The sequence below is a fragment of the Bradyrhizobium sp. genome (genome assembly GCF_035935975.1).
GTDB lineage: Bacteria > Pseudomonadota > Alphaproteobacteria > Rhizobiales > Xanthobacteraceae > Bradyrhizobium.
This window is the reverse complement of record NZ_DASYWN010000052.1, coordinates 174155-187980: the sequence shown is the minus strand read 5'-3', so window position 1 is coordinate 187980 and position 13826 is coordinate 174155. Positions and strand designations below refer to the sequence as shown.

The 13826-nt window shown below is 64.2% G+C and carries 23 protein-coding genes; 11 read left to right on the top strand and 12 right to left on the bottom strand.

Annotated elements, in window-relative coordinates; genetic code table 11:
• Positions 1–56 precede the first annotated feature (56 nt).
• Together VGR99_RS31630 and VGR99_RS31625 are read right to left on the bottom strand one after the other, a co-directional pair.
• Positions 57–341 (bottom strand): hypothetical protein, encoded by a 285-nt coding sequence (locus VGR99_RS31630; RefSeq protein ID WP_028152321.1) that lies wholly within the window; start codon positions 339–341, stop codon positions 57–59.
• A 241-nt stretch (positions 342–582) separates the two neighbouring features.
• Positions 583–933, bottom strand: a complete 351-nt coding sequence (locus VGR99_RS31625) for a hypothetical protein (RefSeq protein WP_326903860.1) — start codon at positions 931–933, stop codon at positions 583–585.
• Positions 934–1056: 123 nt separating this feature from the next.
• Between VGR99_RS31625 and VGR99_RS31620 the strand changes: the two genes are divergently transcribed.
• From VGR99_RS31620 to bfr, 3 genes are all read left to right on the top strand, one after another.
• A complete protein-coding gene (locus VGR99_RS31620; RefSeq protein ID WP_326903859.1) occupies positions 1057–1359 on the top strand; it encodes a hypothetical protein in 303 nt (100 codons plus the stop codon).
• A gap of 161 nt (positions 1360–1520) precedes the next feature.
• Complete coding sequence (locus tag VGR99_RS31615; RefSeq protein ID WP_326903858.1) at positions 1521–1793, top strand: (2Fe-2S)-binding protein; 273 nt, start codon at positions 1521–1523, stop codon at positions 1791–1793.
• A gap of 132 nt (positions 1794–1925) precedes the next feature.
• A complete protein-coding gene (bfr, locus tag VGR99_RS31610) occupies positions 1926–2414 on the top strand; it encodes a bacterioferritin (protein WP_011089420.1) in 489 nt (162 codons plus the stop codon).
• 78 nt (positions 2415–2492) lie between these two features.
• On the opposite strand, the gene VGR99_RS31605 is transcribed toward bfr, so the two are convergent.
• The gene (locus VGR99_RS31605; RefSeq protein ID WP_326903857.1) at positions 2493–3095 is read right to left on the bottom strand and encodes an MSMEG_1061 family FMN-dependent PPOX-type flavoprotein; all 603 of its coding nucleotides are present in this window, start codon (positions 3093–3095) and stop codon (positions 2493–2495) included.
• A 171-nt stretch (positions 3096–3266) separates the two neighbouring features.
• On the opposite strand from VGR99_RS31605, the gene VGR99_RS31600 reads away from it, so the two are divergent.
• Positions 3267–4637 (top strand): S8 family peptidase, encoded by a 1371-nt coding sequence (locus tag VGR99_RS31600; protein ID WP_326903856.1) that lies wholly within the window; start codon positions 3267–3269, stop codon positions 4635–4637.
• A gap of 46 nt (positions 4638–4683) precedes the next feature.
• A complete protein-coding gene (locus VGR99_RS31595) occupies positions 4684–4926 on the top strand; it encodes a hypothetical protein (protein ID WP_326903855.1) in 243 nt (80 codons plus the stop codon).
• Positions 4927–4931: 5 nt separating this feature from the next.
• Here the strand turns inward: VGR99_RS31595 and VGR99_RS31590 are convergent, their stop codons facing one another.
• Together VGR99_RS31590 and VGR99_RS31585 are read right to left on the bottom strand one after the other, a co-directional pair.
• Positions 4932–5285, bottom strand: coding sequence for a hypothetical protein (locus VGR99_RS31590; protein ID WP_326903854.1), 354 nt, complete (start codon positions 5283–5285; stop codon positions 4932–4934).
• 134 nt (positions 5286–5419) lie between these two features.
• The gene (locus VGR99_RS31585; protein WP_326903853.1) at positions 5420–6481 is read right to left on the bottom strand and encodes an alpha/beta fold hydrolase; all 1062 of its coding nucleotides are present in this window, start codon (positions 6479–6481) and stop codon (positions 5420–5422) included.
• Between the two features lie 125 nt (positions 6482–6606).
• Between VGR99_RS31585 and VGR99_RS31580 the strand changes: the two genes are divergently transcribed.
• Together VGR99_RS31580 and VGR99_RS31575 are read left to right on the top strand one after the other, a co-directional pair.
• A complete protein-coding gene (locus tag VGR99_RS31580; protein WP_326903852.1) occupies positions 6607–6873 on the top strand; it encodes a DUF2277 domain-containing protein in 267 nt (88 codons plus the stop codon).
• An 88-nt stretch (positions 6874–6961) separates the two neighbouring features.
• Positions 6962–7183, top strand: coding sequence for a hypothetical protein (locus tag VGR99_RS31575; protein ID WP_326903851.1), 222 nt, complete (start codon positions 6962–6964; stop codon positions 7181–7183).
• A gap of 148 nt (positions 7184–7331) precedes the next feature.
• On the opposite strand, the gene VGR99_RS31570 is transcribed toward VGR99_RS31575, so the two are convergent.
• Positions 7332–7874 (bottom strand): collagen-like protein, encoded by a 543-nt coding sequence (locus tag VGR99_RS31570; RefSeq protein WP_326903850.1) that lies wholly within the window; start codon positions 7872–7874, stop codon positions 7332–7334.
• Between the two features lie 159 nt (positions 7875–8033).
• Here VGR99_RS31570 and VGR99_RS31565 point away from each other — a divergent pair, with 159 nt between their 5' ends.
• Positions 8034–8273: a hypothetical protein gene (locus VGR99_RS31565; RefSeq protein WP_326903849.1), complete on the top strand. Its 240-nt coding sequence runs from the start codon at positions 8034–8036 to the stop codon at positions 8271–8273.
• Here the strand turns inward: VGR99_RS31565 and VGR99_RS31560 are convergent.
• Both VGR99_RS31560 and VGR99_RS31555 read right to left on the bottom strand, forming a co-directional pair.
• Positions 8270–8515, bottom strand: coding sequence for a helix-turn-helix domain-containing protein (locus tag VGR99_RS31560; RefSeq protein WP_326903848.1), 246 nt, complete (start codon positions 8513–8515; stop codon positions 8270–8272). The two genes, VGR99_RS31565 and VGR99_RS31560, sit on opposite strands and share 4 nt — an antisense overlap.
• Positions 8516–8780: 265 nt before the next feature.
• Positions 8781–9548 carry an SDR family NAD(P)-dependent oxidoreductase gene (locus VGR99_RS31555; protein WP_326903847.1) on the bottom strand — a complete coding sequence of 256 codons (768 nt, stop codon included), beginning with the start codon at positions 9546–9548 and terminating at the stop codon, positions 8781–8783.
• Positions 9549–9659: 111 nt separating this feature from the next.
• Between VGR99_RS31555 and VGR99_RS31550 the strand changes: the two genes are divergently transcribed.
• Together VGR99_RS31550 and VGR99_RS31545 are read left to right on the top strand one after the other, a co-directional pair.
• Entirely contained in the window at positions 9660–10145 is a 486-nt protein-coding gene (locus VGR99_RS31550) for a J domain-containing protein (RefSeq protein WP_326903846.1), read from the top strand.
• Positions 10146–10209: 64 nt separating this feature from the next.
• Positions 10210–10752, top strand: a complete 543-nt coding sequence (locus VGR99_RS31545; RefSeq protein WP_326903845.1) for an REP-associated tyrosine transposase — start codon at positions 10210–10212, stop codon at positions 10750–10752.
• 59 nt (positions 10753–10811) lie between these two features.
• Here the strand turns inward: VGR99_RS31545 and VGR99_RS31540 are convergent, their stop codons facing one another.
• The 4 genes from VGR99_RS31540 to VGR99_RS31525 all read right to left on the bottom strand — a co-directional run bounded on the left by VGR99_RS31540 (position 10812) and on the right by VGR99_RS31525 (position 12825).
• Positions 10812–11450, bottom strand: coding sequence for a hypothetical protein (locus tag VGR99_RS31540; RefSeq protein ID WP_326903844.1), 639 nt, complete (start codon positions 11448–11450; stop codon positions 10812–10814).
• 94 nt (positions 11451–11544) lie between these two features.
• The gene (locus tag VGR99_RS31535) at positions 11545–11796 is read right to left on the bottom strand and encodes a hypothetical protein (RefSeq protein WP_326903843.1); all 252 of its coding nucleotides are present in this window, start codon (positions 11794–11796) and stop codon (positions 11545–11547) included.
• A 237-nt stretch (positions 11797–12033) separates the two neighbouring features.
• Positions 12034–12294, bottom strand: a complete 261-nt coding sequence (locus VGR99_RS31530) for a hypothetical protein (protein WP_326903842.1) — start codon at positions 12292–12294, stop codon at positions 12034–12036.
• Positions 12295–12441: 147 nt separating this feature from the next.
• A complete protein-coding gene (locus VGR99_RS31525; protein WP_326903841.1) occupies positions 12442–12825 on the bottom strand; it encodes a RidA family protein in 384 nt (127 codons plus the stop codon).
• Positions 12826–13381: 556 nt separating this feature from the next.
• Between VGR99_RS31525 and VGR99_RS31520 the strand changes: the two genes are divergently transcribed.
• The gene (locus tag VGR99_RS31520; RefSeq protein WP_326903840.1) at positions 13382–13816 is read left to right on the top strand and encodes a hypothetical protein; all 435 of its coding nucleotides are present in this window, start codon (positions 13382–13384) and stop codon (positions 13814–13816) included.
• The last annotated feature ends 10 nt before the right edge of the window (positions 13817–13826 follow it).

The following is a 13826-nucleotide window of genomic DNA, read 5'->3' as shown; positions in this document are numbered from 1 at the left end:
GGCCGATGGTCTCGGCCGGGCTTCGATCGCGGCGCGCATGCGCCAGGGCGATCAGATCAGTAGCAAACGCGAACCGGGCGAACGACCCAGCCGTAGCCATCCCAATAGCGCTGGCGCTGCCAGTAGCAGGGCGGGGGCGGCGGGCCGGGCTCGGCGACGTAAACCGGGCCACCATAGGCCGGACGGCTCGATGCGATCGCGCCGCCGACGATGGCGCCGCCGATCAGGCCGGCCGCGATGCCGGCGCCGATGTTGTCACCGGCTTTGGCGGGCGGAGTGGCGGTCACCAGCGAACCGGCGATCGTCGCAACCGTGAGGGCGGCAACAAAAGTCTTCTTCATGCTCTTGGCTCTCCTGGGAGATGGAATCCTCTTGTTAGAGGCGTCCGGGGTTCAAAGGTTCACGCACACTCTGATGGAATTGGCCTTGCAGCTAGGAAGCGCGCAAATGGTCAATCCACGGTAAACGCACACGGAGCTGTGACGCGGAAAAGCGGTCTTTTTCGGGCTCGGAGATGAACAGCATATCCGTAGTGAACCGGCCCAACTGAATCAGTCGCAGCGAACCGCGCTTCGAGTCGCCTCAGCCACAGACGCGGACGCGGCGAACGCGCCAAGCGTAGCCGTCCCAGAAGCGCTGCTTCTGCCAGACGCAGCCGTCGCCATAGTAGTCGTCAGCGACATAGCCCGGACCCGGCGCGTAGTAGCGCGGCGGATAGTAGCCGGGGCCGTAGCCTGGGCCGTAGCCTGGGCCATAACCGTAAGCAGGGCCGGGTCCGTAATAATACGGAGAGGCCAGCGCACCGCCAACGATGGCGCCACCGATGATCCCGGCGGCGACGCCCGCGGCGACCCCGCGCTGGGCATGGGCTGGCGTTACGGCCGTCAGGGCCAGCGCGGCGACGGCAGCAATTGCCAGGAGCGACTTCTTCATTGGTTTGACCTCTTCATACGCGGAACTCTTTGGGATCCTAGGTTCCATACTCTGTTTGAACGATCAATGAACGGCACCTTCGCAGAGTGCGACCAATTGGTATGGATCAGAGGGAGGCGTTGAATGGGCAACGGGATGATTAACGCTTTGATCGCCGCCGGGGTCGTCTTTGCGATCGGCTATGGCTGGTTCACCCATCTCCAGAACCGCAACCGGCGCTCGCGGGCATCGGCCGGCGGGGATGGAAGCAGCAGCAGCGGTGGCGACAGCTATTCAGGCACCAGCGACGGCTTCTCGCTGGGGAGCTGGTTTTCCAGCGACAGCTCCGGAAGCTCAAGCGACAGCTGTTCCTCGAGCGATAGCGGCAGCAGCGGCGGGGATTGCGGAGGCGGCGGCGACGGTGGTGGAGGCGGTGGCGGGGACTAGATCCACCGCAATCTTGATCCAGCGCAACAGCTTGATTTAGGGCCGTTCTAAGCTGTTTTTCGGCCAGTTTGGAATAGCTTCAAATACCGGTTTTTCCCTTTGCATCCGGACGGCCCGTTAAATATCGATGATGGCGCATCACCGAAGGGCCTACCGCTTCCATGATCGTTTGTTCCTGTAACGTGCTGAGCGATGACGACATCCGCGCCGCTGTCGCCGAGTCCGACGATGCCGTGCGTCATGCCAAGCAGGTCTACGGATGCCTTGGCTGCAGCGCTGAATGCGGCCGCTGTGCCCGCACCATCAAGACCATCATCGACGAAGCCCTCGGCCCCTGTGCCAAGTCCTGCTGCTCGGGCTGCCCGCACAGCCATACCGTCGCCGCCAATGACGAGACGGTCGAGCCCGCCCAGTTCGCCCTCGCGGCCTGCTGAAACTTTCCCCACCGTCGGCTGAGCTTTTCCCCGGCTGCGTCCCCGTAGCCGGTTGCCCTCGTGTTTAATCTCATTTAGAAACATTCTAAAGTCGGATAGGTCCGATTTGGACTGCAAGAGCTGGAGTGAACCATGCAGGGCGACGCAAAAGTCATCGACTATCTCAACAAGGCGCTGCGTCACGAGCTGACTGCGATCAACCAGTACTGGCTGCACTATCGCTTTCTCGACAATTGGGGCCTCCTCGACATGGCCAAGGTCTGGCGCAAGGAGTCCATCGAGGAGATGGAGCACGCCGACAAGCTCACCGCGCGCATCCTGTTCTTCGACGGCTTCCCGAACATGCAGGTGCTCGATCCCCTGCGCATCGGCCAGAACGTCAAGGAGATCATCGAGTGCGATCTTGCCGCCGAGATGAGCGCGCGGGCGCTCTATCAGGAAGCGGCGACCTACTGCCACGGCGTCAAGGACTACGTCACGCGTGACCTGTTCGAGAAGCTGATGAGCGACGAGGAGCACCACATCGACTTCCTCGAGACCCAGCTCGACCTGATCGGCCGCATCGGCCTCGAGCTCTACACCCAGAAGCACGTCGGCGGGCTCGAGGGCGAGGGGCACTAAGCTCCGGCGTTGACGTCAGTCGTGCATTTCGATGTCGTCCCGGCGTAGGCTGGGACGACATTTTTGTTCGGGGCGCAGTTACAACTGCGTCTTGTAACGCGCCTCCACGATCTCCTGGCTCTCCGGCTCGCCCAGGCCTGTTTGGTCGTGAATGACTTGGCCGATGCTCGGCATCACCGAGCGCTGCACCTTCTCCGGCGACCACAGCTTTGAGCGCATCAGCGCCTTGCCGCAGTGGAAATAGACTTCGCTGACCGCGACGTTCAGCAGCGCGCGCGGCGGCTTGCCGAACTCCACCATGGACGCGAGCAGATCCGGATCGGCCGACAGCGTGCCGCGGCCGCCGACGCGCAGCGTCTCGTCGATCCCCGGCACGAAGAACAGCATGTGCACGAAGCCCGAGCCTTCGACGACGTTGCGAAAGCTGTCGATCCGGTTATTGCCGGAGCGGTCGGGCATCAGCAGCTGATTGGGGCCGGCGACGCGGACGAAGCCGATGCCACCGCCGCGCGGCGAAGCGTCGACGCTGCCGTCGGTGCCAGAAGTCGCGAGCACGCAGAACGGCGACATCTCGATGAATTTCTTCGCATGCGCATCAATCGCGGGACGCGCCTTCGCGATCACGCGCGGGCTTGGCTTGGCATAGATGGTGGCGAGGTCTTCGGCGCAAAGATCGGTCACGAAGGTCTCCTTGATTGAGGATGCGAGATTAGCATCCTTTGGCCCGATCGCTATCCCTCTTTGTCGCGCCGCAACCGCCAATCGATCGTGCCGGATGGCGCGGTAGCTTGGCACAACAATTTCGCTTATAACGGGTGGCATACTTTAACGCTTTCAGGGAGGGAATTCGTCATGGCCTCCACGCAGGCAATGCGGGTCGCTGGCGATCGGCCGCGCCGTCGCAAGCATGTTCCAGGACAGCTCATCGTTCGCTTGAAGCCGGCCGTCGCTCGCCAGATTGCGGCGACCTCGCCTCGGGCGGCAACGCCGCGCGCGCTGATGGCGGCGTTGCCCGACGAGGTCAGCGGGCCGTTCAATTTCCTGCACGACAATTTCGGGCTGCAGTCAATGAAGCCGTTGTTCGTGGTCGACGGTGGCGGCGACGCGCCGGCGCGGCCGCAGGCTCTGGCCGCGGTTCATCGCTCGATTGTACACTCTGCGACGGCGGCACCGCGCGAGGCGCTGGCCGGATTTCAGATCATGGAGGTGAAGGACAAGAAGATCGGTGCGTCGGTCTTGAAGCGGCTCAGTGCCTCCAAGGCCGTGGAGCTGGTCGAGCCCGTTCCCAACCGCTGGCTCAATGTCGCCGCCGATGCCATGAAGATCAGGCAATGGGGCCTTCGCGCCATCAGATGGTTCGACAGGCCGCGGCCGGGCGCGGGGCGCGTCCATGTCGCTGTGCTCGACAGCGGCGTCGATGCCGGACATCCCGATCTTGCAGGCGCGATCGAAGAGTACCGGCACGACGGCAACGGCGAGCGCGATTTTCTCGGCCACGGCACGCATGTCGGCGGCACGATCGCGGCCGTGGTCAACAATTCGGTCGGTATCGCGGGCCTTGCCAATTGCCGGCTGCACTGCTGGAAGGTGTTCGACGATCCCAAGCGCGCCGGCGACGACGAGAACTTCAATTTCGAGTTCTACAGCAAGGCGCTCGCGGCTGCGCTCGATTCCAACATCAAGGTCATCAATCTCAGCATTGGCGGCGAGGATCATTCCAAGGCGGAAGCTGCGATCTTCGCCGAGCTGGTCGATGCCGGCGTCGTCATCTCGACCGCGATGGGCAACGAGTTCGAGGACGGCAATCCGAAGGAATATCCGGCGGGCTATCCTGACACGATCGGCGTCGGCGCCGTCGACGAATCTCATCGGCGGGCCTCGTTCTCCAACACGGGAAGACACATCAAGCTGGTCGCGCCTGGTGTCAATATCCTGTCGACGGTGCCCCGGGTGAAGGCGAGCTTCGCCGATCACGTGACATACGATTCCTGGCCCGGCACGTCGATGGCAACGCCGCATGTGACGGGTGCCGCTGCGCTCGTTTACATCAGCAAGTCGAAATCCCGGGCGGCCGGGCTTGCGGTTGCAAGGCGCCTGGTCGCGACGGCGACCAAATTGCCGGCGATGCGGGGCAAGGATTTTACGCCCCAATACGGCGCCGGCCTCCTCGATGTTGCCGCTGCGCTCGGCCGCGTGAAGCCGGCGAGGAAGCGACGAAAATAGGCGCCGCGGCCTTGATCGGGCGCCGTGAACGGCTAGCTTGTTGTGCATGTCCGTGCAGTTCAAATTTCACGATCGTGTCGATCAGCGCCGGCGGCGCCTGATCATCAAGACGCTCAGTGATGCCGGCTATGCGGCCGAGAGTCTGTTTCCCGGACAGAAGCGGCAAAGCCTCGCTGCGATCTACACCGTCGCCGAGGCCGATGCCAAATCCGTTCGCGCCGCGCTCGGCGATTTCGGTGACGACATCGAATACGTCGAGGCCTCGCCCAAGCGAGACCTCAAGGCCTGATTGGCCTACACCGCGTCCGCGGGCACGAAGCAACTGATGATGATGGCGCCGCGGTGGTGGACGTACCACACTACGGCCTGGCCGACCGGGTTGCCGCGATCGCGGATGATGGCGCGCGCGGGGACCTCCATCCACTGTCCCTCGATCGGCACCCAATAGGTGCCGCCCCGCACGTCGTAGTCGGTGCGATGACCATCGGAGATGTCGCAGCAGGGCACGCCGTTCGGTGCGATCACGCTCTTGAACCAGGCGCGGATGTCAGGCGGGACATGGTCGTACTGGCCGTTGTCGAACGCGAACGCCGCGCTCGTCAGCGCCATCGTCGCGGCCAGCCAGACGCACAGCGCGAGCCTGTGCATGCGATCCTCCGTCGCGTTTCGATTCGTATCGTTGACGCGATTAAGCCCGAGCTGTCAGCGCATTGCATGCTCAAATAATATGCGGCGCCGAGGCGCCGCACATGATGCGTTGCGATATGGGCGATTGACGACGCTTACATCGTCCGCTGCGGCGCGGTTTGCAGCAATTGCCTGACCTGCTCGACGTAGAATTTCGCGTTGCCCATGGTGCCGTGGCCTCGCGTCTCCGTGCTCGCGGGGATCAGATACAGCTTGCCGTTCTTGACGCGCTTCATCGCAGCGTCCGTGATGCCGGTCTCCGGCGGGTTGCGCTCGTCGTCGGCGGAGTTGATCAGCAGCAGCATCGCCTCGATCTGCTCGAGCTTTTCGCCGGCGTTGTAGTCCTGCGAGGAGCCCCACTGGTAGAGGAAGTCGTTGGCGTCCGCCGTGACCGGTGCCGCCAGCCGCTCGTCGACGATCTTGTCGGCCTTGGCCGCGGTCGGCGCCTGTTGCTGATAGGCGAGGGTGCCGCCGATGCTGGCGATGCCGTAGGCGGTGATCGCGTATTTCATCATGCGGGGCTGGCCGGTGTAATTGCCGCCGTTGTAGTCGGGATCGTTGCGGATGGTGTCGAGCATGATCCGCCGCATCATCCAGTTGCGCGATGCCATCTCGGTCGGCTGCGAGGCCATCGGGATCAGCGCGTCCATGTCCTTGGGATATTTCTCGCCCCACAGCCAGGTCTGCATGCCGCCCATGGAGTTGCCGATCACGAGCCGCAGATGCTTGACGCCGAGGCCTTCGGTCACGAGGCGATGCTGCGCCTCGACCATGTCGTCGTAATTGTATTTCGGAAAGCCCGTCTTCATGCCGTCCGACGGTTTTGACGATTTGCCGTGGCCGATCGCATCGGGAATGATGATGTAATATTTGGATGCATCGAGCGGCTGCCCCGCGCCGAACAATTCGCCGGCGAAGGCGGGCGTCAGCATGCTCGCGCCCGAGCCGCCGGTGCCGTGCAGCACCAGCACGGGTTGTCCGGTCGGCTCACCGACGGTGGTGTAGTGCAGCTTCAGGTCCGGCATGACCTCGCCGGTATGGAACTTGAAATCCTTGGCGACCCAATCGCCCTGTTTCGGCGCCGGATAGTCGGCGGCGAATGCCGATGCCGAAATCGACAGCAGAACGGCCGACAGCGCCGCGCAAGAAGCTTTCATGTTCCTCTCCCATGCGGCTCATATCCGGCGGCCGCGTTGGCGCGGACCTTAGCAGAAGGATCGGTAAGGATGTAGGATTTCGGCTCCGCCGTTCGTCTTATGAGGACATCATCGGGAGAGACTGCATGTGCCGCAACATCAAGACGCTGTTCAATTTCGAGCCGCCGGCAACGGAGGACGAGATCCATGCCAGCGCGCTCCAGTTCGTGCGAAAGCTCTCCGGCTTCAACAAGCCCTCGCAGGCCAATGAGGCGGCCTTCGACCTCGCCGTGGCCGAGGTCTCGGAGGCCGCGCGAAAGCTGCTGACCTCGCTGCAGACCCATGCGCCGGCGCGCGACCGCGAGGTCGAGGCGGAGAAGGCGAAGGAGCGTTCGCGGCTGCGCTTCGGTTAGCGCAAGCCTTCCGTGATCTGGCTCACGGTATCGGCCGCCTCGGTTTGAGATGATGTGCGCCGGGGTTTTGACAGCCCGGAGCCCGATCATGAGCCGCCCCCTTCTTCCGCTGAAAGCAGGTGCCATCGTCTTCACGCTGCTGTGGACCGCGTGGATGATGTGGTGGAGCGGCTCGTTCTCGAGCGCGAATGTCGTCATCCTGGCGCTGTGCGGCGCGGCGGTCGGCTATCTCTGGTATCGCGCCATGCGCTGGCAGTTCGAGCGCATGGGCATGCTGCCGCGCAAAGATGATTCATCACCAGCCTCCTGAACGAGGCTCGCGTCCCGGACGCGCTGCAGCGTGCAACGCTGCTGCGCAGAGCCGGGACCCAGAAATGATTTAGCGCAGGCCTCTGTAACGTGGGCCCCGGCTCAGCGGCGCATCACTGCGTGCTGCGCCGCGTCCGGGGCACCAGCGGCTAGTCCTTGTGGCCGTGCTTCTTCTTTTTCTTCTTTTTCTTGTGCCCGTCGCCTTCGCTGTCGTCGTCCTCGTACTCGTCGTGCGTCTCGTCGACCTCCTGCACGGCGGCTTCCAGCGCCGCGCGTTCGGCGGCTTCCTGGGCGTCCCGCTCGGCGGCCTCACGCTCGCGCTGGCGGCGGCGTTCGTCCCAGGCATCGAAGAGCTGCTCGAGCCACGGCAGCACCTGCTCGATCGACGGCAACTGGCCGGGCGGTCCGGCCTCGCCGCGCGGGCCCTGCGGCCCCACTGGCCCTTGCGGCCCGACGGGTCCCTGCGCGCCGGCGGCGCCACGCAGACCGGCTTCGCCCTGCTTGCCTTGCGGTCCGGCCTTGCCCAGCGGTCCGGCCTTGCCGACCAGCCCCGGCTTGCCCTGCGGTCCCGGCTTGCCGCGCGCACCGTCCGGTCCCCGTTTGCCGGGGTGACCCTGCGGTCCCGGCCGTCCCGGTTCGCCCTGCCGCCCGCGCGGCCCCTGAGGTCCCTGCCGTCCCTGATCGTCTGCCACGCCACTGCTCCCTTGACCGGAAGCAAGCTACTTAGCGGCGTTTGACGACAGCAGCAATTCCGCCTGTGCATCGCCTCAGGCTTGATCAACATCAATCGGCGGCACGGGGCGCCGTGTCATTGAATTGCGCGCGGCCACCACCTTTTCGAGGAGCGCGCGATGCGAGCTGCGTGGACAATCTTCTGCCTGTCGGCCGTCATCCTTGCCCTCGCAGTCGGGCTTGCGCATCTGCTCGTGCCCGATGTGGTGCCGGTCGGCTTTGCCGAGGAGCCGCAATCGTCATGGGCCGTCATGACGGCCTTTGTGCTCCGCGCCATCGAGCTGATCGCGGCCGCCGTTTCCATCATCGCGCTTGCGTTTCTGGCCGGCGGACTGATCCGCCGCACCGTGACGCGCTAGTCGTGATAGGCGGGCACCTCGATGCCCGAGGCGGCATAGATCCTGATCTTGTTGCGCAGCGTGCGCACCGACAGGCCGAGCACACGCGATGCGCGCGTGCGGTTGCCGTCGCAGCGCGCGAGCGTCTGGAGCACGAGCTCGCGCTCGACCTCGTCGACAGTTGCGCCGATCAGCAGCGGAACGATCTGGTTAGGTGCGAGGATTTGTGCGTCCTGCGCCGCCGCGACATGAACAGTGGTCATCAACACACCCCGATCAACGCCCGCTTCCTTCGCTGGAAGCGGATCGAGAACAAACGACCCCCAAGCCGTAGAACCACGGTGGGCGGGTTTGGTTAATGAAAGGTTAATCTCGCGCCATCGCACCAATTGACCTTGGGATTGCCGCGATGGCGCCGCGATTGGCACGAGATGCATAGCGAGGCGGGACGATCTCGCGCGGCAAAGCAGGTGTCATGCCCCGCGAAGGCGGGGCATCCAGTACGCCGCGGCTCCTCCGCCTCGCGCCTCACACCGTCCGATACCCACCATCCACCATCACGATCGTTCCCGTGACATAAGCGGACAGATCCGAAGCGAGGAAGATCGCGGGGCCGACGATGTCCTCGGGCTTGCCGGTGCGCGCCAGCGGGGTGTGATCGACGAAGGCCTGCACCAGCGCCGGATTGGTGGCGCGCACATTGGCATTGATGTTGGTCTCGATGAAGCCCGGCCCGATCGCGTTGACGCGCACGCCTTCCTTGCCGAGCTCGACCGCGAGCGCCTTGGTGAAGCCGAGCACGCCGTGCTTCGACGTCGTATACGCCGCAGAGCTCGGCGTGCGCAGATGCACGAAGGACTGGATCGAGCCGATATTGACGATGCGGCCCTTGCTCGCGCGCAGAGGTGCGAGGAACGCCTGCGTCATGTTGAAGACGCCGTTGAGGTTGAGCGAGATGATGTCGTTCCAGTCCTTCGCCACCGTCTCGGTTTCGGCGGTAAAGGCGTTGCGGCGGGTGATGCCGGCATTGTTGACGAGGATCGAGACCTGCCCGACCTTGTCGGCGACCTGCCTTGCCAGCGCAAAGCAATCATCGCGCTTGGTCACATCGAGCGCAAAACTCTCGGCCTTGCCGCCGGCCTTGCGGATCTCCTGCGCGGCCTCCGCGACGGTGTCGGCATTGACGTCGAGCAGTACCATTTGCGCGCCTTCCCGCGCATAGCCGGCCGCGATCGCCCGGCCGATGCCGGATCCGGCGCCGGTGACGACGGCGATGTGGTTTGCGAGCAATGCCATGACAATTTCCTCCCGATTTCGTTTCTAAGTTTCATGAAAGGCTAACCCGAAATTAAGGGGTCGGAAACGGCCGCCTTGGCATACTGCTCCGCATTGCTAAACGTTGCGCGCATGATGGAACGGCTGGAATCCTGGAAACTCGCTCTCGAACGCCTGCGGTCGGCGGGTGCCGCCGACTGGGCCGAGGCGGGTCGGCTCGTGGCCGAGATCGCGCGGATGAGCACCGACACCATGCTGCGCCAGGCGGCCGAGCAGGCGCTTCCGGTGCTGCGCCAGGCCGTCGACAATGACGATCACAGCGTCACGCTGGCGGCGCAGCGCCGCATCGGCGTCGTGCTCGAGGTCGTCCATGGCCTGACCGCGCCGCGCTTCGGCCGCCGCAATGCCGCGCCGAAGAAATTGTCGCGCGAGGATCGCGCCCGCAAGGTGCTCGGCCTGCCGCTCGCGGTGCAGCTCACCTGCGAGGACATCAACCAGGCTTATCGCCGCGCCGCCAAGGGCATGCATCCCGACCAGGGCGGCAGCAATGAGGCCTTCATCGACCTCGCCGCCGCGCGCGACATCCTGATCCATCCCGGCGCGCACAAGGACGCGTGAGAGCGCCACATATGCTACCCTGTAGCCCGGATGAGCGAAGCGACATCCGGGACAGGTCTATCCTATGGTTCTGTACAGAAGAAATTTTCTTCCGGGCGACACTTACTTTTTCACAGTGGCGCTTTTCGACAGACGGTCGAGCCTCCTGATTGAAAACGTCGATGTTCTGCGTAATGCTTTTCGCGCCGCTCGGAAGGAGCGTCCATTCGAGATTGATGCAGTTGTGATCCTTCCGGATCATCTGCATGTCCTGCTGAAGCTCCCGTTGGATGATGCTGACTTTGCCGGCCGTTGGCGGAGGATCAATGGGAGTTTCAGCAGCGCCTTGCTTCACGCCGGTGTCGAGATCGCTCGCCATTCCAACGGAGAACTGGCGCTATGGCAGCGACGGTATTGGGAACACACGATCCGCGACGAAGATGATTTCGCCCGGCATGTCGATTACATTCACTTCAACCCGGTCAAGCACGGCTACCTGCGGCGTGTCGGCGATTGGCCGTATTCCTCTTTTCATCGCTACGTGTGGACGGCAGTGCTTCCAAAGGACTGGGCCGGGGACGCCGGTGAGAGTGGCGATGCTTTTGGTGAGCGGGCGGAGGAAGCATGATCTGAGGGCGGAGCAGCCCCGGATGTCGCTTCGCTCATCCGGGCTACGGAGGGTCCGCCTCAGCTCTTGTTCACGCAGCTCGGATAGGGCGCGGCTTCGCCTGTAACGATCGGGCAGAGGGTGATGGGGCCGAGGTCGTTCATGCGCGCCTGCCAGCGTGCGTCCTTGACCTGTGGCTCGTCGCTTTCGGGGCCGCGCTCGGCCCACTGGATGGTGTAGTAGTCGGTCGAGCCCTTCAGCACGATCAGCAGCGCGGTCTCGCTGTGGCGGGTCGGGCCGCTGTCGATGCGGCCGCAGCCGATCACGGCGGCAAAGCCTTCGAAGCGGCCGAACGTCATGGCGCCGAGCGGCTGCGCCGCGAAGCTGTCGGGGCAGGCCGACTTGAAGCCGCCGGCGATGGTTCCCGCGAACATCTCCGGCGAAGCACCGCGCGTCAGCGTCATGCCCTTCTCGCCGGTAACCGTGATCATCTGCGTCCAGCGCTCGGGCGTCTCGCCCTTCAGCACGGCTTCGCGGATGTAGTGGCCGCCCTTGGTGTTCTCGAACACGGCGGTGAAGTTCGACGGCATCGCGAAGCTGACGAGCTGGTCGAAGATCGGCGAGATCACGCGGAAGGATTGCGGTGCCTGCGCCGGCGCAGTGGAGACGAGCGCGAGCGATACACTGAGGAGGGTGGCTGTCGCGGTGAGCGTGCGCATCGATGAATCCCGAAAGGAGGGAATAGAAACGCGATCGGGCAAGAATGCTAGCATCGCATCCTTGCCCGACCCTTGTCGTCCGCCGATCGAATTCTTACCAGGTGCAGTGGCCGTCCTTCAGCGCATGGTCCTTCAGCATCAGCGCATCGACGAAGGTCGGCACGGTGGCGCTGACGCGGGTGTAATCGGCGGGCCACGGCGTGGTCGGGATGCTCTCGTCCCAGATCTGGCAGAAGCCGCCGTTCTGCCAGCGGATCAGATGATAGCCGGCCTCGGCCTGGCTGGTGGCGGCGAACGCGGCAATGGCAAGGCCGGCGGCAGCGCACAGCACGGAAATACGACGCATGATCAGCTCCTCAAATGAAAGATGTGATGCGCCTCCCGACAATGAGGGGAGGAGTGGTGCGGGACGCTGGGGGGTAGCGCCCCGGACAAGGAGTGAGTAGTTCCGCATGCGCATGAGGTTCAAAGCGCGCGCGCCGCAGATGCGGGATTTCGGCTGAAAAAATGGGCTGTCCGCCAAACGAAGGAGGGCGGCTCGCTTGCGCAAACCGCCCTCTAAATCTCGTCTGTCGCTTCAAGCCTAGAGCGTGCAGCGGCGCTCGGCGCGCATCTTGATCTGCAGGTCGGAGGCGGCCGTGAAGGTCGGGAGCGGCTTGCTGACGACCTTGTAGGTCGAGGCGCCCCACTGGAACGGCTTGTACTTCAAGTTCTCGTTCCAGACCTGGCAGATGCCGGTGTTGTCCCAGCGGATCACGTAATAGCCGACCGCAGCGGATGCGGGCATGGCGAACACGGAACTGGCGATGCCGGCAATGGCACAGAGGGCGAGAACGCGACGCATGAAGGAGCTCCTTTGGGGGGACGTGGGACGTGAAAATTCGTGCGGGAAAAGCAGGCCCTTGGCAAGCCGCCGACCGGCCGTTTCACGGATATGTCAGCCGGAGCCGGGCACTTGGTTTGGCCGCGTGCCCGGCAAGTCACACGCAGCTCATTTTGCCAGCGATGCCACCGCCTCGATCTCGATCAGCATCTTCGGATCGGGCAGCGCGTGCACCACGCAGGTGGTGCGCGCCGGATAAGGCGGCGGGCCGAAGGCGCCGGCATAGAGCGCGTTCATGGCGGCGACGTCGGAGGCGCGGGTGAGCAGCACGTTGACCTTGGCGAGGTCGCGGACGGTTGCACCGGCATCGTCGAGCACGCGTTTGATGTTGACGACGACATTGGCGAACTGCGCTTCAAAGCCGTCGGGCAGCGCGCCGTTCGCGTCGAAGCCGGGAATGCCGGAGACGAACAGGAGGTCGCCGACGCGCGTCGCAAAGGACAGCGGCGGCGCCTTGACGTGCGGGGGCGGCGCGAAATGCTGGATCGTCATGGGATCACCTCGGTGCGGGTCGGGAGCGTGAGCGTAGCGGGATGCGGGGGAGTTGCAATCGATATGGAGAGAGGGGACGAAAACAAAAGATGCGAAAACAACCCCATGCACAGTAGAAACCAAGCGGAAATCATTGGGCTTTTTGAAATTCGGGAAAGACGAAATTATTACTTGCTCCGTCGGGCAAAACAGGAGCAGAATGGCATGATGGCGGTCGCGTCGGTGTGCGGCCTCAAGCTCCGCTGTCATGCCCCGGCTTGCCGCCTTCGCTGAAGCTTCGGCGTGCCGAGCGCTCGTGTGGGCCTCGGCGTAGCCTTGGCGGAGCCGGGACCGGGGCATCCAGTACGCCGCGGCCTCTCGGTTCAATAACCAGCGTCTCTGGAATACTGGATCGCCCGGTCCAGTGCGCAATTGCGCACAAGCCGGGCGATGACAGTTGTGGGCGCGGCGAAGAGCTCGTCTCACGTCACCCCATCATGTTGCCGCCGCGATCCATCGGGTAAATTCATCTCGTCTGATTCGTTCTCCCCTTGAAAAATAGCTCCGGAGCTTCCCCATGAAGATCGCCACCACCCTTCGCGCCGCGCTGGTCGCCATTGCCGCCTTGGCCGGCCTCTCGACCTCGGCGATGGCCGACGGCGGCACCGTGGTGCTGACGATCTACAAGGCGGGCTGGATCATCGGCGGCTCGGGTGGCTCCGGCGTGCTCAACTTCCGCGGCCGCTCCTATGGGCTCTCGACCGGCGGGCTCGATTACGGCCTCGTCTTCGGCGGCTCCAAGACCGTGCTGCGCGGCCGCGTCTCCAACATCAACCGCCCGTCGGACGTTGCCGGCGTCTACGGTGCGGCCGGTGCCGGCCTCGCGGTGGGCCGCGGCGCCCGCGCCATCGTGCTCACCAACCAGAAGGGCGCGGTGCTGGAGCTGACCGGCACGCAGGTCGGCCTGATGGCGAACGCGGATCTCAGCGGCCTCGCGATCACGATGCGGTAGGCGAATTCGC